Here is a 20,342-nt window from a genome sequence, read left to right as displayed (position 1 = left end):
ATTAGGTTTTGACATTGAGGACGTTTTTATGAAGTGGGAAAAAACGGCGGACAATTTGTCCGCCGTAAATTATACTTATTTAGTTAAAAGATTGGATAGCTTTTTTCCAATAGAGAGTCCGATTTGCGGATATAACGCTTGAATTTCCTGATATTTTGCTTCAATTATTTCCGGCTCATCAGCCCAGATTTTTTCATAAATCTTGAAAGCCCTTTTAAAATGTGCTTTGGCCTGGAGAAGATCGGCAGTCATCAGATAGATGGTTCCAAGGGTTTCCTGTACTGTAGCATAATCCAGACAATCATCAGAATGATATTCCTTGATGATGCTGGATAATTTTTGTAATTCGGATATTCCTCTTTCAGGTTCTTGCTGTTCTGCCAGGAACATTGCATAATTGGCAATCTGTGGTATGCTGTCATTAATATTAAGCAGTTTATACTGGTTAAGTAGCAAGACACTTTTTTTCATATGTTCTCTTGCAAGATCTGCATAACCGTTCATGCGGTAAAGCCCTCCAAGATTGGCATGAAGGTTGGAAGCAAGGCGGGCATTGTCCGATGTGATATTTTTAATCTGGGCAAGTGCATCTTTTTCCAGTTTAATTGCTTTTTCAGGATTGGTTTCAAGTGTTGCCTGAAAATCCAGTAATAATGCCCGGTCAGAAGCAGTACCAATATTCTTTGCCTTTAAAAGATATTTCAATTCCTGAAGTATTTCTTTCATGCCTTTTTGATAATCATATTTTTGCATATATGGAAAAGTATTTTCCAGAAAAAGTAGATACATAGACATATCATCTTTTTCAATCAATTCTACGATATTTTCTATTGTCTGGAACAATTTCTTGTAATAGTCAACTTCAATTCCATGCATTAAGCATAGTTGCTGTAAGGAATCCAGAAATGTATGGCAACTACTTACAGATGGCTTTGTCTCTGAAAGTGTAATTTCCTGAATCATCGGATGCAGGGAAATGGTATGGCGTGTATTAGCCTGGATAAATCCGGCTTCTATCAGGTCGTTGATTTCGTTCAAATTGGATAAATGCATCCAGTTGGCAAAAATTCTTGCTGACAGACCAGACGATGGAAGAAAACACATATTTGACATCAGATTCTGCTGAAATTCCGAAAGCGTATAGAGGGAGAACAGTGTGTGAATATGACAATAATAGGTTGCTTTACTGCTTTGCCCGTCTTTAATAATCCGAATGTTATCTTCACTTTTCAGTGCTGCTTTTTCTTCCTGCAATTTTTTTAATAATTGAGCTGGTGGCAGAATACCATTATTCAGAAGCTTGGCAGCCAGTTCCACTGCAAATGTATGTCGGTGTACGGCTTCAATAATTTCTTCAACAACAGATTTATATTCGGACGCTTCTGGATAAAAAGCAGAAACCAGTTCAAATAGTGACGAAGAATCTGATATTTCAATTAATGGAAACAGGGCATAACCAGTAAGATTGCTTCTGGTTGTAAATAAAATCCGGCAATGATATTTCATGACAACAGAAAGAAAATTGTCCTGTGTGGCAGTCACATTGAAATTGTCAATGATGAGTAGGGTATCTTCTCTCAGGGAACGAAGGTAGCGGTTGTGGTTTTGAAAACGCTTTTCTTTGCTGATACCTGGCATATCATCTGTAAAGTCCATGTCTGTAACAGACTGGTGTAGATCTCCGGTGTATTCGATATAAAGGATGTTGGTATAGTATTTTTTATACTTTCTGGCATATGCTTTGGCCAATTCGCTTTTTCCAATGCCTGGTATGCCATAAAGAAAAACTTTGGAATTGTTTTCCAGACACTTATGTAGATTTTCTATTTCAGATTCTCTTCCTACAAAATGGTGACATGGTCTTGGAACTTCGCTGTCAGCAATATAGCCAAGAACAACAGGAGATAAAGAGCCACCGGCAAGAAGCTTTTGATTTTTTGTATCACGTTTGACAAAGGTACGTTCCATTCCAAAACAGATGATCTGTGTAAGAAACTGAGTCTGCGTGTCTGCTGAAAGATACAAAGATGAAAGCTGTTCTTTCTTTTTGTCAGAGATACTGGGGTCTTGTATAAAAAGCAGATATACATCTGATAAAGCCTTATCCGGATCAAACATCATGGGCAGAATCATTTGTTCCAGAGTATCTGAAAGTTTCATTTGAGAGCTTTTTCCAGAATAGTAGTTGATAAGTTTGGGACTGACTTTTGCCTGCCCGCTCATCCAGCGGCATACAAGTCCATTATCGAAAGAAAAATCAGCTCCTTCTGGACTGGAAAGAAAGTCATCAAATACTTCATATAAAAATTCAGACTGATTCAGCTGATTGTTTTCCCGTATGTAGCTTCGTAAAATTGTCATAATAGAACTAAAATCACAGCGATTCAATAGGCATTTCCTCTTTTCTGTAAATTAAAACTTGTGAATAGGTTGGTTGAATAAGTAAATCATATCACGAACATATATTCGATTCAAGAAAAATGAGATATGTTTATCAATGTTTTTCTCAATTTTTGCTCAATTCTGGTTCAATGCTGTTTATAAGTGAATTCTGTAAAATAACCTCAGATCAAAACAATGACAGGAGGAACTTATGCAACAGAATATTGAATTTGAGCGGTGCATCAATTTTCTGGTACGGATGATCGATAAGTACGGCGATGAAGTCCTCCGGGAGTTGGAGGAAGAAAAACAGAATAAAGAAGAAAAAGAAGCGACAGTTTCCTAAAATACTAAATGTAGATCAGACTGTCGCTTTTTGTTCTATATCAAATAAATTTCAAAAGCTGATGCAGAGTGTGCGGCTCATTATTCTGGGAAGCTGTAATACGAGTATCAAATGGCTTGAAACGATTCTGTGTATAAAAGTTCAGAAGAAATTCATTATCCTCGCATTCAAGAAATTCTATAACGCCGCCTACGGAATATTTGAGATTTGATATGGTTTCCAGTGCAAATCCCAGCAGAATATTCCCGGAAATCCGTTTTTCTCTTGGAAGAGAATAGTTCTTTCCCAACGGTGCGATCAGGTAGGCTGCTGTGGTATAGGAGTGTGTTTCTTCATCCAGGATACTGACACGGGAAAGTTTTTTTCCCATTGTCTTGCTGATGTTTGAAGCACGGATAGAGATAGGCTTTACTGTAAGAGAAAAATAGCCAACCAGAGATGCGTCATCTGCGTCAAATACCAGATAGGTAATGGATTGATCTTTCTTTGTAAATTCAATCGCATTATGTAATAAAAAGTATTCTACATCGGGGTTATGGGGACAAGAAAAATCGGAGAGCAAGTCGTAAAGACTTTCCTCCCCGATATATGTCGGTTGGCCTTTATCCAAATATGCCCGGATATTAACGGTAAAATATTTATCAGACATGTTGTTTTTTCCTTTTTGCCATTAAAGCTAAGATTTCCTGTGGGTTCGTTAACTGACGTCCTGGAAGTGTCGGCTTTGGTGTTCGGTCACGATCAGCTTCGTCAATCGCTGCGACAAACCGTTTTACGCTATTGGGCTTGGATACGACAAAATTATGAGTAATACTTGAAGTAGCCATACTAACACCTCCTCTTTTTCTGGCTTTTTGTGTATTTATAGTATATGAAATGTGTGATGAAAACACAATGTCGAAAACATAAATATTTTCTAAATAATTTTTATGCCGGACATTTATTAGACGCTTACGGTGAGCGGGTAATATTTCAAACTGATCATTTATATGCCGCCAGCGGTGGGTGGACAATATATTGATAACAGATACTCACTGTACCTATTTTAATTATACGATTGACAGAGAAATGAGTCAATAAGGAAAATAAGTATTGAAAAATGTTGGAGTTAGCACTAAAATAAAGTTGGGACAGAAAACGGAGTTATATAGAGAGGAAGATTATGCAGAATAAAAAGATTAAATGCGATATATATACCAGAGTATCCACCACCATGCAGGTAGATGGATACAGTCTGGATGCCCAGAAAGAAAAACTCAAGAGATATGCGGAATTTCAGAACATGGAAATCGTAAATGAGTATTCAGATGAAGGTAAATCTGGAAAAAGCGTAGAGGGCAGACCGGAATTTCAGAGAATGCTGGATAACATAGAGAATAGTACAGATGAGATACAGTTTGTACTGGTGTTTAAGCTTTCCAGATTTGGACGTAATGCGGCAGATGTTTTAAACTCTTTACAGAGGATGCAGGACTTTGGAGTAAATCTGATCTGTGTGGAGGATGGCATTGACAGTTCCAAAGACAGCGGAAAACTGATGATTTCGGTATTGTCTGCCGTGGCTGAGATTGAACGAGAGAACATTCTTGTTCAGACAATGGAAGGACGTAAACAGAAAGCCAGAGAAGGAAAATGGAATGGTGGATTTGCTCCCTATGGTTATGAATTGATCAATGGAGAATTGCAGATTGCAGAGGATGAAGCAGAGATTATCCGCCTGATCTATGATAAATTCATTCATACCAATATGGGAATTGCTGCGATTGCCACATGGCTAAATCAACACGGATATAAAAAGAAAAAGAGACATAATAATACATTGGATGCATTTGCTGCTTCCTTTATAAAAGGTGTTTTGGATAATCCGGTTTACTGTGGAAAACTGGCTTACGGACGAAGAAAGAATGAGAAGGTTTCCGGAACGCGAAATGAATATCGTATTGTAAAGCAGGAAAATTACATGCTGTATGCTGGTATCCATGAAGGGATTATTTCAGAAACAGACTGGGAACTGGCACATCAGAAAAGAGAAAAAACCGGAGTGAAATATGAGAAGATACATAGCCTGGATCATGAACATATTTTATCTGGAATCTTGAAATGTCCGCTATGTGGTAGTGGGATGTACGGAAATGTGAATCGAAAGAAAAAGAAAGACGGAACTTTATATAAGGATTATTTTTATTATGCGTGTAAACATCGCCGCCTGGTAGACGGTCATAAATGTGGCTACCACAAGCAATGGAATGAGGATAAGATTAACAATGCGGTTGAAGAGGTTATCCGAAAGCTGGTACAGAATCCTAAATTTGAAGAAGCAATCCGAGAAAAGATCGGTTCAAGGATTGACACAGCTGAAATTGAAAAGGAAATCGAAAATTTGGAAAAACAGCACAGACAGCTGACAGGAGCAAAAGCAAGACTTGGTCAGCAGATGGACAGCCTGGATATTACGGATAGATTCTATGAGAAAAAATATCAGGATATGGAAACTCGTTTGTATCGACTGTATGATGAAATCGAGGGTGTGGAGAGCAGCATCAGTGAGGTCAAGAACCGTCTGCTGAATATCAAACAGAAGAAAATATCAGAAGAGAACATCTATCAATTCTTGTTGTATTTTGATAAACTATATGATAAGTTCACTGATCTGGAGAAAAAAGAATTTTTAAACAGCTTTGTAGAACAGGTGGACATTTATGAGCAGGAGCAGCCGGATGGCAGATTTCTGAGGCACATAAAGTTCCGTTTCCCGGTATATTTCAATAACGGGGAGACGACAGATCTTTGTTGGGACAATGAAAGTACCGTTGAGACTGTGGTAGGACTACAAAGGAAAAATACCTAGAAATCCTTGAATTTACGCACTTTGTTGACTTTTTCAGTTTCAACAGATTAGAGGAAAATCACAAGGAAAAGGTACTTGTAAGCAAAGTGACCGTTGTGGTTGCCTTAGACCTCGGTACGGGGAACACAAAAAATCCTGAATTATGAAAGTGAATATAGAGCTATCAATATATTGATAGAAGATAGGGATACTTGCAGCAGAGTGTCCCTATTTTTTATATAAAATTTTAAGATTCAGGAGGAAAAGCAAATGACAAAGAACACAGCGTTAGGAGCAGAAAAGAGTAAGGAAAGAAAAATTACTTTTAAGAACAAGGAACATGAGAAATTTTATAATACCTATCTTTCTAAATGTCGGTATCAGGACACAAACCATAAAGCACTGGTTTATTGCCTTGGACTGTCAGAAGATACCAGACGAAATGTAAATAGGATCTATGACTTTAAAACAGGGTTTATAAAGCCGGAGTGCCTTCAGGAAGGCTGGCAGACCAGTGGGAGCGAGAAGATTGTCCGCATTGCATTTAACCTTTATACAGATGGGACACCTACGACAGATGAATATGATGATACGGAGGAACAGATTGTTGAGACAAGGCTTTATTCCGTCAGTGATGTCTTTTGTACGGGAGATGCCAGATATTTTTGGGAAGCAATTAAAATCCGGTATCCGGATTACTGTTTCTATGTAGATTGGGAGGAGATGTTTTATGCTGAAGATTAGGCTACAGGGAACAGTGAGAGACATTCGCTGGTTTAAAAGGATTCTGGAGAAAAACCCGGAAATCCGGGTTCTCCAGACATCAGAGATATTTTCCAATAAGGGGACAAACCGATATTTTCGCTCTTATGCAGAAATTGAGAGAACAGAAAAGGAAGAAAGGTAGGTAAGATATATGTGCAGGATAATCGCAATCGCTAATCAGAAAGGCGGCGTGGGAAAGACAACATCGTGTGTAAATTTGGGAATCGGACTGGCAAGAGAAGGTAAAAAGGTACTTCTGGTGGAAGCAGACGCCCAGGGCAGCATGGCAGTGAGTTTGGGGATTCAGGAACCGGACGAGCTGGATGTTACTCTGGTCAATATCTTGGAGAAGGTTATCAATGACGAAGATGTAGAGCCGGGTGAGGGGATTTTCCAACATGAGGAAGGAATTGACTTTATCCCGGCCAATATCGAGCTTGCTGGTCTGGAAACCTCTCTTGTCAATATGATGAGCCGGGAACAGGTGCTTCGCATGTATCTGGACGAGGTAAAAGAAGTTTATGACTATATCCTGATTGACTGTATGTCCTCTTTAGGAATGCTCACGATCAATGCCCTGGTAGCGGCGGACAGTGTGTTGATTCCGGTGGAGGCGGCCTACCTGCCTGTAAAGGGATTACAGCAGCTTATCAAGACGATTGGAAAGGTACATAGACGGCTGAATCCCAGGCTGTCCATTATGGGGATTCTGCTGACAAAGGTTGACCGACGGACAAACTTCGCACGGGATATTTCCAAACAGATCCGGGAGTTTTATGGAAATAACATTCATATCTTTGAGAACTGTATCCCTATGTCCGTGCGGGCGGCAGAGACGACAGCAGAAGGAAAAAGTATTTACCGCCATGATCCGAAAGGAATTGTGGCAGAGGGGTATCGTCACCTGACCGAGGAGGTGCTTGCGGATGAAAAGTAAGAGTGCGGAGAAGATTAAGCTGACTTCTTATGACGATCTGTTTGGCACAGAAGAAAGCAACGTAGAGGGAAAATATACAAATGTTCCATTAAACCAGCTTCATCCCTTTAAAAATCACCCGTTTAAGGTACTGGATGATGAAAAAATGCAGGAAACAGTAGAAAGTATTATTCAGCACGGCGTGATCCAGCCGGGGATTGTGCGTCCTTGTACAGATGGATATGAGGTGGTGGCAGGACACCGGAGATGGCGGGCCAGTGAGCTGGCAGGAAAGACAGAGATGCCAGTGATTATCCGGGAATTAGACGATGATGCCGCCACCGTGCTGATGGTGGATACTAATATCCAGAGGGAAAACCTTTTGCCCAGTGAGAAAGCCAGAGCTTACAAGATGAAATATGAGGCGCTGAAACATCAGGGAAGCAAAGGGGACAAGCACACGGCAGATGCCGTGGGAGAAAAGGCAGGGGACAGCGGACGGACAGTGCAAAGATATATCCGGCTTGCAAGCCTGATTGACGGACTTTTAGAGCTTGTAGATGCGGGGAATATAAAAATGGTAGCCGGGGAGCGTCTGTCCTATCTGAAAATGGAAGAACAGGAGCTGGTGTTGGAAGCGGTGGCGAATATTAGTATTTATCCATCCCCGGCACAGGCGGAACGGCTTAAAGATATGAGTGAGAAAGAAACTCTGTCAGAAAAAAGTGTTTATGCGCTTCTGGTAAAAAAAGAGAACAGCGGACAGAGTGTAACGATTTCTTCAAAGAAGATCCGGAATTATTTCCCGCCGGCATATACGAAAGCGCAAATAGAGGAAGTGATTTATTCGCTTCTGGAACAGTGGAAACAAGGAAAGGAGGGGGAAACAGATGCAGGAAATACAGTTTGATTACTTCGGTGGGATGGAAGCGGAACAGTACAGTTTTTACCGTGTCCCGAAAGTGCTGTTTACAGCAGAATGTTTTAGATCCCTCTCCTGTGAGGCAAAGGTTTTATACGGTCTGATGTTAGACCGTATGAGCCTTAGCATTAAGAACCGATGGTTTGATGAGGAAGATCGGGTGTATATCATTTTTACCGTGGAAGAAATAGCAGAACTTCTGAATTGTGGAACACAGAAAGCGGTAAAGCTGATGAAAGAACTGGACAGTAATCAGGGGATTGGACTGATTGAAAAGAAACGCCTGGGGCTGGGAAAACCGAATGTAATCTATGTGAAGAACTTTCTGGTAAAAGAAAAAAATTCTTCTGAACAGGAAGAAAAAACACTGGAAAACCCTGAAAATACACAGAATAGTGAAAATCACAATTCAAGGAATGTGAAAACCACAATTCAGGAATTTCCAGAATCACAATTCAAGAATAGTGAAAATCACAATTCAGGAATGGTGAAAACCACAAATCAAGAATTTCCGGAATCACAATTCAAGAATGGTGAAAATCATACTTCAAGAATAGTGAAAATCAAAACTCAAGAAGTTCCAAAATCACAATCTAATAATACTGATATTAACAAGACTGATTTTAGTGAGACTGATCCTATCCAATCTTATCAATCCCTGACTGCGGATGAAGTGTATCCTGTGGAAGAAGATGTGATGGAGAAGATGGAAACCTACCGGGCTTTGATACAGGACAACATTGATTATGAGTGCTTCTTGGATAAAAGGGAGCGGGAGGAAGTAGATGAACTTGTGGAGCTGATGGTGGAGATCCTGATGTTGCCGGATAATCGTGTAGTGCGGATCGGCGGGGCGGACAAGCCGGTGTCAGTAGTTAAGAGCCGTTTTTTAAAGCTGACGTATTCCCATATCGAGTATGTACTGTTCAGCCTGCACCGGAATACGTCCAAAGTGGCGAATATCAAGGCATATCTTTTGGCGACGCTTTACAATTCGTCCATGACAATGAACCATTACTACCAGGCGGAAGTGAATCATGATCTGTACGGAGGTGGCTAAGATGTATGAATTTGTGAAAAAGGTGATTGTTCCGGTAGGAGCGGCAGTATTCCTGTCAGTGCTGTTTTATCCCCTCTGTGTGGAACAAGGACAGTGCGATTATTTGAAATTGTGAATGTTTGTCGGGATTCCTTTTGGCGTACATAAGATGTTCCTGTGGATTATCCCGAAAGGCTTTGACATTGGCGGAACAGTGGGGGTGTTTGTATTTAACCTGCTGATTGGCGGTGTGATCGGAGGCGTGATCCTGACGGGACGGCTGGTTCTGGCGGCCTTTTATCTGGCGAAAGCTGTTGCAGCAGGTATATGCCGGCTGGCAAAGATCAGGACAGTATGAGAAAGGGAGAATTTCCCATAGGATGTTAAACTGAATAGAGAATTTAAAAAGCAGCTAAGTCTATGTACCTGGCTGCTTTTTCTGCCTATGTGCAGAAAACTTTGCGACACGATGGCGCAAAGTCATATTTGGATCGAGAGGAGGGACTGTGTTGGGAAACCGTGCGGGATCGCAGGAGTTGATCCAGTTGGGGGAACGTATCCGACAAAAGAGAAAAGACAGCCATTTATCCCAGGAGACTCTTGCAGAGAAAGCAGGTATCAGTGTCAACACAGTGAGCCGCATTGAGGGAGGGCAGGCGGCCATGTCTATTGAGATTTTCGCAAAGATGGTGGAGGTACTGGATGCTGACGCAAACGAGTTATTGGGAAGGAAGCCGGGAGTAAAGAAAAATCCCGCCCACAAGATGATTTCCCGTGTCCTGAACCTGCGTCCAAAGGAACAGAAAGTCGTGATCCAGACCATGAGCGCCTTGATAGATGGGATTGAGGGAATACGGTAAAATCCACAGATATGAGGGGAAATCCTGTGAGTTTCCCCATATCTGCAAGGGAAAAATAGTCGGCAGAATGATACATTGGATATGCAAAGCACAGATATGTGGAAGGAGGGAGAAACTTGACCAGGGAAGAAAACCTGCTCTATCGGAGAAGCTGCCCTTATGACGCAATGGGGGATTATTCCTCGTTGATTGGGGAGGAAAAGAAAAAAACAGAACCATTGACGCAGCATCTTCAGGAGCAATCGAAAAAGGAATTGATCCGGCAGTACCGGTGATAAAATAAATGCAGGCTTTTGCAGGCAGTAGGAGGAGTTCCAGACTCCCGTTAAAAAAAACGGGCGTGTCGGGAACCTTTTTTGCTGCCTTTTTACTGGATTTCTGTGCGCTGCCATCTGGCCGCCCGGAGCCTATGGGCGGAAAGGTGGTCGCTATGATGACGTTACAGGATTTAAAGTGGATTGTGAAAAAGCCAAAGTCAGAGAAAAAAGTTCCCACAGCTCGGCATTTGCTGGAACAAGGAGAGCGAATTGTGAGCATGGGAAATGGTGGGGAAGTGCAGCTTTTGGTGTTTCGGGAAGGGTATGCACTTTACCGGATAGGAAAATATACCACTGTTTTTCCGGTACATAGCTGCGGAGATTACTGTTATGAGAATAATGGACGGCAGATCTGCGTGGACGCATCATTTTTTGAACAGCAGGAATGGTATGTACGCCTATTGTTGGAAGGGGAGGATCGTCTGGTAAAGAATCGAGAAACGTGCCATAAGGAGAGGGTGGTTTCCTATCATGCTGTCTCTGAGGAATGGTTTTTCCTGGCTTCGCCGGCACTGCCACCATTGGATCAGTTGATAGAAAAAGAGAAGATTCAGGAGTTGATGGGGCTTCTGACAGAACGGCAGAGAGATATCGTGATCCTGTATTTTTATTATGGTGAAACACAATGGGAGATTGCTAAGGAGCTTGGCATTACACAGCCCACGGTTTCCCAGACGCTCATGTCGGCACTTCGCCGGATGAGGGTCGGTCAGAAAGATATTTCCTCCAGAAAGACAGTAGATTCTGGGAAAGGTGGAGTGCTGTATGTCGGGTAAGCGTCCAAAGGAGCGGAAATGTTATGTACTTCGTGCTGGAGATGGTACAGTTGTGGAAGTAACCAGGGAAGTCTATCTGGAATGGTATCAGTCCCGGAGAAGGGAACGCTACCAAAGGGAAAAAGAACGGAAATATCAAGTGTCCAGCCTGGAAATGCTGACAGAACAGGGAGCTATCCCGATTGGTGCTGCAGATGGTGTGGAAGATACTGTGATCCGGGAAATATGTACAGAAAAACTGCGGTCAGTTATGGAAAAATTGGCGGAAGAGGACGCTTATCTATTGTATCTGCTGTATTTTGAGGAAGTCACTGTAAAGGAAGCGGCACAGATCTGCGGGTGTAGCAGAAAGACAATTGCTAACCGGAGAAAGAGAATTTTGAAGGAACTGAACGGAAAGCTGAGGGAGATGGGGATTATAGGAGGCTGTTTTTAACACTCCGTTTTCGTTTGGCATGCAGACTAACCCAGCCACTTTGTGACACAATGTCGCAAAGTGGCTATCACATTATAGGAAGTTCTTTGGATAAAATGGGGATGTAATTCTTAGTAAAGGGTGTTAGAATTATTTTATTCTACAATATAAGGGGGAACAATTGCGTGATAGACAGAATGGAAAATAGGAAATTAACGGATGATGATATTGTTAAGGAAATAATTAATTATGTTGATGAAACTTTATATAACTATGCCGTAATGATTGATGGCGAATGGGGATGTGGTAAGACATATTTCATTAAAGAGCGGCTTTGTGAAAAATTAAAAAATAATGAAAATGAACATTACAATTCGGATCAGGATTATCAACAGAGAAAAATTATATATATTTCTTTGTATGGGGTAAAATCTATAGAGGAAGTAACAAAGCAGTTGTTTATGGAAGTTCTTGTAGCAAAAGCAGGAAAAGGGCAAGGTATTATAAAAAAAGGAACTGAAGCAATCAGTTCAATGCTCCCGATAATGTTTGATATTTTGAAAAATAAAGGCATAGAGCTTAATCTTGATAATATAACTGAAGCAACAGAAAAATTTGTTCCAATTAAAAATTGTATTTTGATTTTTGATGATTTAGAACGTTGTGATTGCCCGACAAATGAAATTTTAGGGTATATTAATTCATTTGTAGAACACGAGAATATGAAAGTTATTATAGTTGCTAATCAAAAAGAAATAGGTAAAGGGATAAGTTTTGAAAATCAAGAGTTGAAATATCTGGTGGCGGCTCATGATAACATTATATTTGAGAAAGAACAAAAAAGTGATGTGATAAGTCAATATTCGAATTCGGAAAGGAAAAATGAAAATAAAAATTCTGTGGACATAGAGACTGTAAAAGATAGAGTACAGAAACTATTCGCAGAGGATAAGTTATATGATAAAGTAAAAGAAAAACTAATTGGAGTAACAATCTATTATCAGCCAGATTTGCAGACCGTTTTTAAAGAACTTATTAGTTCAGCAAAGTTAGATGATAGTCTAAAAAAATACTTATATGATGATATAGCCTTTTTTGAAGAATATATGATAAATGAAGCGCATTCTAATATAAGAACGTTTCAGTTTTTTTTATCGAAAATAAATCAGTTATATAAAAAAATTGTACAACTAGAAGATGAAGGACGAGAGGCTTTCTTAAAATATATAATTAAATATTCGTTTAAAATAAGTGTTTCCTTCAAAAACGGAGATTATAAATACGAATGGAAAGGCACAGAAGAATATGCTTTTAAAAGTATAGGCAGTATTGACATTTTCGGAAATCAATTATCGTTTCGGTTTGTAGACGATTTTATTACTAGGAGTATATTAGAAGATAAATGTATAAAAGATATGTTTGAGTTATTTGCAAATGAATATCTTAGAAGTAGAAGTCCAGAAAAAGAAGCGTTTGCGGAATTGGATTTCAATTGGTATACGCTAACAGATTTAGTGATTGAGGAAAAAATCGACATTATTTTAAAAGGCCTAAAAAATGGTGTATATGATGTTAAGGATTATCCTCGGATCATTAATCGTTTCCTTGAATTGCAAGAGCATGGTTTCCCAGAGGAAAATACAGTAAAAATGGTTGAGAATATGAAAATCAGTTTTTCTCAGTTATCTTATCATGTAAATCTTGATAATGGTTATGGATTAATGTATGAAGGAGAAAGAAGAAATAAATATCAAAAGATAGTAATAGAATTACAGAAAGATATTGATCAGAAGTTTCAGAATAATTACTCAAATATGTTAGATTCATATTTAACAATGCAGGAGGGGTGGGGAGAAAAAATGGATACATACGTTTACCATAATAAAAATGAAATTTGTTCATCAGGAGGGTTCCTCAGAGAATTAGACTTTGAAAAGTTATGCAAACGAATCAAAGACGGTACATCAAAAGATTTGAACGCATTTAGAAGTTGCATTATAAGTTTGTATATAAGAAGTAATTGGGGGAAAGTCTTAGAGGAAGAAAGCATGATGTTATCGAAATTGAGAGAATATGTAGAAAATATAAATACGGAAGGATTTGATCGTATCAAGAAAATGCAAATCGAATTTTTGATTGAAAATTTAAAAGATGGAGAGAAAATATATTCTGTAAAATAGTGTTAAATCCCTTAATTTGATATAATGGATTATGTTATAGGCTCATGCGATTCTGCATGGGTCTTTTTTATGATTTATTTCTAAGATTTTAAAATGAATACCTATATTTTCCCCTCTAAAATCTGCCATTAGTGAGAGGGCAGAGTTCTAAGAAACATTCTTACATTTCCCCTTTCGCTGAACCTTGAAAACTTCATTGCCTGTCCAGACGGATACCCAGCGGATGAGTATGCCTTCTTTTGCGTACCCTGCCGGAGAGAACGCTGCGGAAAGTGAGCCGGAGCAGGAACGGGTCTGGAAAGAGAACAGGCATAACGCTCAAAAAAGTTTTCAGCCTGCAGACGCAGGCAGGATAACAGCAGATACCATGCGGGGAAGTCTTTTTGGGCTTCTCCGTATTCATGTGCTGTTATCAGCGCAAATCCGGGAAAGGAGGGGAAGGTGCTATGAAACGATAAAAGATACAGGAACTTATTGATACAGAAATGAAGAAAGAGAGGTTTAGTCGATGAAAGGGAAAGGAAAACGACTGCTTTCCGGGTTACTCTCATTGTTGACGATCCTGACTTCTGTGATCCAGCCTGTGGTTACTTATGCCGCAGAGCCGGAGCCGGCAGGCTATGAAGCACAGTATCCGGCGCTGGAGACCGTGCGGGAGCTTCTGGATGCGGAAGAAGTGGTGACTGCAGAAGATTATGAAGTGGAAGCAGGGAGCAGTTTTGATGTGAAATCGGATTTTTCCGGTCTGGAGATCCATGATGAAAAAGTCCGGGTGACATTCCATGAAGCAAAGAACGAAGCCGGGCAGGATTTTGACGGGAACCATGCGGACACTTACAGGGTAGTGTACTTTGTGGAGCCATTAAGCGGCCATCCGTCTTATCATGTCTGCAGGAATATTATCGTGAAAGAGCCGGTGACAGAGAAACAGTCGGAGAGCCATTCTGACGGCGGAGGAACCGGTGAGGAAAGTACGGAAAGCGAGGATGAAGATTCAGAACCACAGCCGCAGACAGAAACAGAGGCAGCTACGGAAACTGACACAGAGACAGTGACAGAACTGCCGGAGGAGACAGAGATGCTGTCAGAGGAGGATCTGGATGCGGCGTTAGAAGAAACAGAAGGACAAAAGACCGTGGATGAGGAAAGCGGCCTGACGCTTGGGGAAGTGCTTCTGCAGGCGGAGGAGCAGGGCATTGACGTTCAGGGATTGGAGAGCGGTGAGAGTATTAGCTTCACGGCGCAGGCGCCTGCGGCACGGGCAGCCAGAGCGTCACAGTCCGTTACCATTACCCAGGGCAGCTATTACTATTATGCGGATTACGGTCTTGGCTCTTATGTGACCGCACCGTTTACCGTGTCTTTTGGAAATGTGACGGCTACTGCGTATTGTATCCAGCCCTCAAAACCTGGGCCAGGTAGCGGAACTTACCAGATCACCAAACTGGAAGGAAACCGGGAACTGGCAAAAGTATGTTATTACGGAACAGAGGCGTCCGGATCAGCATATTTCTTTGCAAACTACCATACGGATTTTTCTGCGGGGAAACGGTTTATCGTGGCACACCTTGCCGCTTCCTACGCCAATGGGAGCAGTGATGCGTTCTATGGTACAAACAGTACCGGGGAAGCTCTGGCAAAGGAACTTTATAATTATGCAGTCGGTCAGCCGGATATTCCGGATGTGGAAATGTCTTTTTCCAATGCCAATGTAACTGCCTATGTGGATGGGGAGCAGCAGCGGACAGAAGAGATCACATTCCATGCGGCAAGCCAGCAGACGATCACCCTGGATCTGCCGGATGGAGTAAGGCTCCATAACGTCAGCACAGGAAGGGTGAGCGCTGCCGGAGCAGCCGTGACCATTTCCGGCGGAACACGGTTTTACCTGACCGCCCCGCTGACACAGACGAAGGATGTGTCCGGTTCCTGGTCAGCAAAGATGCAGGGAAGCATTACAAAAGATTATTCTGCCTATAAGATCACCACGGGAAGCGATAACCAGGATCTTGCCCTTGTATTTGGCGAGGGCGTGGAAGATGAAAAGTATGTGAGCTTTTCTGTAAAGTGGCTGGAGCTTGCGAAGGTGGAAGTTATTAAGGTGGACTCCGACCACTCGGACGCAAAGCTGGCCGGAGCGGTGTTTGGCATTTATAGTGATAAGGACTGCACAAAGCTGATCACGCAGATGCCGGCAACGGATAAAAACGGTTCCTCTGTGGCGGAGATCATCAAAACTCAGGATACCGTGTACTTAAAAGAGATCACGGCTCCTACCGGATACCGCCTGAATACTTCTTCGTATAACGTGAACTTGGTGGCAAACCAGACCACTTCTGTTACAGTTCCGGATCAGGAGCAGCTTGGTGAGCTGACCGTTTACAAGGAAGGACAGGTTTTGGTTGGAGCAGATGTGACGGAAGATGGTGTGACTTTCCGTTATGAGAACCGCAGGCAGGAAGGAGCTGTCTATAATGTCTATGCGGGAGCGGATATTGTAACGGCTTATGGTGCTAAAGTTTACAGTAAAGGCGATCTGGTAAAAGCAAACCTGACGATGGATTCTAACGGGGCTACAGTTTTGAAAAATCTCCATCTTGGAACTTACACGATCAAAGAAGTGCAGGCTCCGGAGAATTTTTATAACGCCGGGGAGGAAAAGACCGTCACGCTGTCCTATGCCGGACAGAACGTGGAGACGGTATTCAGCGAGAGTACCTTTGTCAATGACCGGCAGAAAGCGGAAGTTTCCGTGCTGAAAAAGGACAAGGACACCTTAAATCCCCTGGATGGCGGCGTGTTTGGACTGTATGCAGGAAGCGATATTAAAAATGCAGATGGAAGTGTTGTGGTATCTAAGGGAACGCTGATTGAGAAAGCGGTGACTGGAGAGGATGGAAAAGCCGTATTTACGGCAGACCTGCCGATAGGATTTTCTTATGATGTGAAAGAAATCCAGGCTCCGGATGGTTATGTGAGAAATCAGGCGGATGTATATTCCTTTACGTTCTCTTATACCAATGACAGCGAAGCGAAAGTGATATTTACCCATACCTTTGTCAATGAGCGTGTAAACGCCACGATCCAATTACAGAAGAAAGACGCAGAGACGAACCAGGCAGCTCCACAGGGAGACGCCACACTGGAAAATGCGGTGTATGGCCTGTATGCCCGTGAGGATATTGTCCATCCGGACGGAGCAACTGGCGTGATCTATAAAGCTGGAGAGCGGGTGGCAACGCTGACCACAGATGCGAACGGGGAAGCGTCTGTAGAGAACCTTTATCTTGGGGAGTATTTTGTAAAAGAGATCACACCTCCTGCCGGGTATCTGGCAGATGAACAGGAACATGACCTGGTGTGCAGCTATGAAGGAGATCTGACAGCTACCGTGAAACGGGAGTGCGTATCACTGGAACAGGTAAAGAAGCAGCCCTTTGAGATCATCAAAGCGGCCAATAACGGGGAGACGGATGCTGACCTGCTTTCCGGCGCCGGATTTACGGCCTATCTTCTTTCAGACCTGACGGTAAAAGAAGATGGCAGCTATGATTTTGATTCCGCAGAGCCGGTGGTGATCGGGGAGAACGGAGCGACAGAGATGTTTACGGACGAGAAAGGACATGCCTGCAGCATTGCCCTTCCTTATGGTACATACCTTGTCCGTGAAACTACCACGCCCCACAATTATAAGCCGGTGGATGATTTTATCGTGCGGATCACGGAGCATAGTCCGAACACGCCCCAGGTATGGCGGGTGCTTCTGGACGAAGAATTTGAAGCGAAGCTGAAGATCATCAAGCAGGATGACGAGACGAAAAAGCCGGTACTGCAGGAAGGCACGGAGTTCCGTATCTATGATATGGACAGAGGGGAATATGTAAAACAGGTGACGACTTATCCGACAACAGAGGTTCACATATCTTTCTTTACAGACGAGGAAGGGTACTTGATTCTGCCAGAAAACCTGAAAATTGGTCACTACCGGATCGAGGAAGTCACGGCTCCAAACGGCTACACGCTGAATGAGAACTACTATGAGATCGCTGTGGATTCCGATACCGCTTACCAGGTGGACAGTGTTTCCAGAGATGTGATCATTGAGGTGGTCTATGAGAATCATCCGGTCAAAGGAAAGTTAAAGATTGTAAAACAGGGAGAAGTGCTGGACGATTTCAACAAGGACTTTGTTTATGAAACAGAGAACCTGGCAGGCGCAGTCTTTGAGGTTTCTGCAGCGGAGGATATTTATACCGCTGATTTCCAGAAAGATGAAGAAGGAAACCGTATTTTAGAGTATGCCGCCGGCGAGCTGGTGGGAACAGTGACTACGGATGAAAACGGGGAAGCGTTCCTTTCTGATCTTCCTCTCGGCAGTTACAGGATAGAAGAAGTCACGGCTCCGGAAGGTTTTGTTTTGAATGAGGAACCGCAGATTGTTACCTTTACTTATCAGGATCAGGATACGCCGGTGATCGAACAGGAAGCCGTCTTTACGAATGAACGCCAGAAGGTGGAAGTGTCTGTAGTGAAGAAAGACGCCGAGACACAGGCAGAAGTGGCAGGCGCTGTGTTTGGACTGTATGCGAAAGAGGATATCCTGGCACATGGAGAAATCATTGTGAAAGCAGACACGCTGATCGGAAAGGCATTGTCTGATGAAAACGGGAAAGCCGTATTCATGAATGACCTTCCTTTTGGACGCTACTATATCAAGGAGGAAGCGGCTCCGGACGGTTATGTTTCTTCCGATGAAGTTATAGAAGTGACTGCAGAGTATCAGGGGCAGGATATTCCGGTAGTGGAACTGTCCTCTGAATATGAAAATGAGCCGACAAAGATTTCCGTGAAAAAGACGGATCTGACAACTGGCGTGGAACTGGAGGGCGCAAAGCTGACAGTTCTGGATATGGATGGAAATATTGTAGACAGTTGGACTTCCGTAAAAGGGGAGGAACATCTGATTGAGCGGCTGACAGTGGGCGAGATATACACGCTCCGGGAAGAGCTGGCTCCTTATGGATATCTGAAAGCAGAAGAAATCACCTTTACCGTGGAAGATACCGCAGAGATCCAGAAAGTGGAAATGAAAGACGATGTTCCGACAGGAACCTTGATCATCAATAAGAAAGGCGAGTTCCTGGAGGATGTGACGCTTGCCGATACCATTGGAGGATGGATCAGCCACCTCTTTGAGTATATTACCGGCGCTCTGAAAGATGTAACTTTCGAGGTATACGCCCTGGAGGACATCAAGGCGGCGGACGGCGAGAGTGAGGACTATTACAAAAAGGACGAGCTGATCGCTACGATTACCACAGATGAGGCAGGGATTGCGAAGCTGTCTGACCTTCCTCTTGGAAAATACTATGTGAAGGAAAAGGAGACTGCGGAAGGGTATGTGCTTGACGGAGAAATCCGGGAGATCGACCTGACCTATGTGGATCAGGATACTGCAGAAGTTACCTGGTCTGGAGACTGGCAGAATAACCGCCAGAAAGTGGAAGTCTCTGTATTGAAGAAAGAGAAGGATTCAGACCGGGTACTGGAGGGCGCTGTATTTGCTCTTTCTGCAAAAGAGGACATTACCAATAAAGATGGAGATGTGGTTCTGGAAGCGGGAACAGTGATCGAGGAAAAAGCAACCGGCGAGGATGGAAAGCTGACCTTTGAGGCGGATCTGCCCATTGGATTTTCCTATACCGTGAAAGAGACTTCACCGGCTCCGGGATTTGCCACCACAGATGAGGTGCAGGAGTTTACCTTTACAGCGGAATCTTCCGAAAAAGCGACAGCTTCCTATGAATTTACCTTTGAGGACGAACCGACAGTCTTTGAATTTACGAAAACATCTCTGACTACCGGGAAAGAAATCGAGGGAGCAAAGCTGACGGTAACGGATGAAAACGGCGAAGTAGTAGATGAATGGGTGTCTGGCAAAGAACCACATATCATAAAAGAGCTGGTGGTCGGCCAGACTTACACAATGACGGAGCTTCTTCCGGCTCCAGGGTATGTGACAGCGGAGAGCATAGAGTTTACCGTGGAGGATACCGCCGAAGTCCAGAAAATCGAGATGAAGGACGATGTGACAAAGGTGGAAATCTCTAAGACAGATATTGCCGGAGAGGAACTGCCGGGAGCGAAGCTGACCATCCTGGACGAGAATGGAGAAGTCGTGGAGAGCTGGACTTCCACGGAGGAACCGCACTATATCGAGATGCTTCCGATTGGAAAGTACACACTCCATGAAGAATCCGCACCGGAAGGATATCTGGTCGCAGAGGATGTAGCGTTTGAGGTAAAAGATACCGGCGAGATCCAGAAAGTTGTAATGACGGATGAAGCAGAGCCGGAAGAAATACCGGAGACGCCGGAGACGCCGACAACCACGGTGGACGCACCAAAAACCGGGGATAACACGCCGGTTGCGGCGCTTATGATCTCCTGCGGTCTGGGGCTTGCGGGGGCTATTGCCGCCGCTGTCTGGATGAAAGCAAGAAAAAAGAAACAGGATTGATACGATAGGATTGGGCGTTTGTGGACAGCCGTGGGCTTTCCATGAGCGCCTTTTTTGGTTTTAAGAAAGAGGTGGAG

General features: G+C 42.9%; 18 protein-coding genes. 15 read left to right on the top strand and 3 right to left on the bottom strand.

The genetic code is table 11. From position 1 onward, the window contains the following. Positions 1 to 75: 75 nt before the first annotated feature. Positions 76 to 2,322: a tetratricopeptide repeat protein gene (locus B5G33_RS17435; protein WP_087418556.1), complete on the bottom strand. Its 2,247-nt coding sequence runs from the start codon at positions 2,320 to 2,322 to the stop codon at positions 76 to 78. A 271-nt stretch (positions 2,323 to 2,593) separates the two neighbouring features. Between B5G33_RS17435 and B5G33_RS22240 the strand changes: the two genes are divergently transcribed. Beyond that, the gene (locus B5G33_RS22240) at positions 2,594 to 2,728 is read left to right on the top strand and encodes a hypothetical protein (protein ID WP_275532839.1); all 135 of its coding nucleotides are present in this window, start codon (positions 2,594 to 2,596) and stop codon (positions 2,726 to 2,728) included. Between the two features lie 40 nt (positions 2,729 to 2,768). On the opposite strand, the gene B5G33_RS17430 is transcribed toward B5G33_RS22240, so the two are convergent. Continuing rightward, positions 2,769 to 3,377 carry a GNAT family acetyltransferase gene (locus B5G33_RS17430; protein WP_087418538.1) on the bottom strand — a complete coding sequence of 203 codons (609 nt, stop codon included), beginning with the start codon at positions 3,375 to 3,377 and terminating at the stop codon, positions 2,769 to 2,771. Then, positions 3,370 to 3,555, bottom strand: a complete 186-nt coding sequence (locus B5G33_RS17425) for a hypothetical protein (protein ID WP_087418537.1) — start codon at positions 3,553 to 3,555, stop codon at positions 3,370 to 3,372. The genes B5G33_RS17430 and B5G33_RS17425 overlap by 8 nt, the downstream gene beginning before the upstream one ends. 335 nt (positions 3,556 to 3,890) lie before the next feature. Here B5G33_RS17425 and B5G33_RS17420 point away from each other — a divergent pair, with 335 nt between their 5' ends. From B5G33_RS17420 to B5G33_RS17365, 14 genes are all read left to right on the top strand, one after another. Then, positions 3,891 to 5,576, top strand: coding sequence for a recombinase family protein (locus tag B5G33_RS17420; RefSeq protein ID WP_087418536.1), 1,686 nt, complete (start codon positions 3,891 to 3,893; stop codon positions 5,574 to 5,576). A 249-nt stretch (positions 5,577 to 5,825) separates the two neighbouring features. Beyond that, complete coding sequence (locus B5G33_RS17415; protein ID WP_087418535.1) at positions 5,826 to 6,299, top strand: DUF6075 family protein; 474 nt, start codon at positions 5,826 to 5,828, stop codon at positions 6,297 to 6,299. Continuing rightward, positions 6,286 to 6,462, top strand: a complete 177-nt coding sequence (locus B5G33_RS21775) for a hypothetical protein (protein ID WP_204247425.1) — start codon at positions 6,286 to 6,288, stop codon at positions 6,460 to 6,462. The genes B5G33_RS17415 and B5G33_RS21775 overlap by 14 nt, the downstream gene beginning before the upstream one ends. A gap of 9 nt (positions 6,463 to 6,471) precedes the next feature. After that, on the top strand, positions 6,472 to 7,257 hold the full coding sequence (locus B5G33_RS17410) for a ParA family protein (protein ID WP_087418534.1): 786 nt from the start codon (positions 6,472 to 6,474) through the stop codon (positions 7,255 to 7,257). Then, entirely contained in the window at positions 7,247 to 8,146 is a 900-nt protein-coding gene (locus B5G33_RS17405; protein ID WP_087418533.1) for a ParB/RepB/Spo0J family partition protein, read from the top strand. Before B5G33_RS17410 ends, B5G33_RS17405 begins: the two co-directional genes overlap by 11 nt. Next, positions 8,127 to 9,218 carry a DUF6017 domain-containing protein gene (locus B5G33_RS17400; protein WP_087418532.1) on the top strand — a complete coding sequence of 364 codons (1,092 nt, stop codon included), beginning with the start codon at positions 8,127 to 8,129 and terminating at the stop codon, positions 9,216 to 9,218. Before B5G33_RS17405 ends, B5G33_RS17400 begins: the two co-directional genes overlap by 20 nt. A 115-nt stretch (positions 9,219 to 9,333) precedes the next feature. Continuing rightward, positions 9,334 to 9,555, top strand: coding sequence for a DUF6050 family protein (locus tag B5G33_RS22070; RefSeq protein ID WP_242974752.1), 222 nt, complete (start codon positions 9,334 to 9,336; stop codon positions 9,553 to 9,555). 151 nt (positions 9,556 to 9,706) lie between these two features. Continuing rightward, positions 9,707 to 10,057, top strand: coding sequence for a helix-turn-helix domain-containing protein (locus tag B5G33_RS17390; protein WP_087418531.1), 351 nt, complete (start codon positions 9,707 to 9,709; stop codon positions 10,055 to 10,057). A 116-nt stretch (positions 10,058 to 10,173) separates the two neighbouring features. Next, complete coding sequence (locus B5G33_RS21440) at positions 10,174 to 10,332, top strand: hypothetical protein (RefSeq protein ID WP_158229646.1); 159 nt, start codon at positions 10,174 to 10,176, stop codon at positions 10,330 to 10,332. Positions 10,333 to 10,592: 260 nt separating this feature from the next. Then, entirely contained in the window at positions 10,593 to 11,150 is a 558-nt protein-coding gene (locus B5G33_RS17385) for a sigma-70 family RNA polymerase sigma factor (RefSeq protein WP_242974755.1), read from the top strand. Then, the gene (locus B5G33_RS17380; protein WP_087418529.1) at positions 11,140 to 11,586 is read left to right on the top strand and encodes an RNA polymerase sigma factor; all 447 of its coding nucleotides are present in this window, start codon (positions 11,140 to 11,142) and stop codon (positions 11,584 to 11,586) included. The genes B5G33_RS17385 and B5G33_RS17380 overlap by 11 nt, the downstream gene beginning before the upstream one ends. A gap of 164 nt (positions 11,587 to 11,750) precedes the next feature. Continuing rightward, positions 11,751 to 13,745: a P-loop NTPase fold protein gene (locus B5G33_RS17375; protein WP_087418528.1), complete on the top strand. Its 1,995-nt coding sequence runs from the start codon at positions 11,751 to 11,753 to the stop codon at positions 13,743 to 13,745. A gap of 184 nt (positions 13,746 to 13,929) precedes the next feature. Beyond that, entirely contained in the window at positions 13,930 to 14,223 is a 294-nt protein-coding gene (locus B5G33_RS17370) for a hypothetical protein (RefSeq protein ID WP_204247424.1), read from the top strand. Positions 14,224 to 14,253: 30 nt separating this feature from the next. Further along, on the top strand, positions 14,254 to 20,265 hold the full coding sequence (locus tag B5G33_RS17365) for a SpaA isopeptide-forming pilin-related protein (RefSeq protein ID WP_087418526.1): 6,012 nt from the start codon (positions 14,254 to 14,256) through the stop codon (positions 20,263 to 20,265). Positions 20,266 to 20,342 lie beyond the last annotated feature (77 nt).

The sequence above is a fragment of the Blautia sp. An81 genome, assembly GCF_002161285.1.
Taxonomy (GTDB): Bacteria; Bacillota; Clostridia; order Lachnospirales; family Lachnospiraceae; genus Blautia; species Blautia ornithocaccae.
This window is presented reverse-complemented; position numbering and strand designations above follow the sequence as displayed.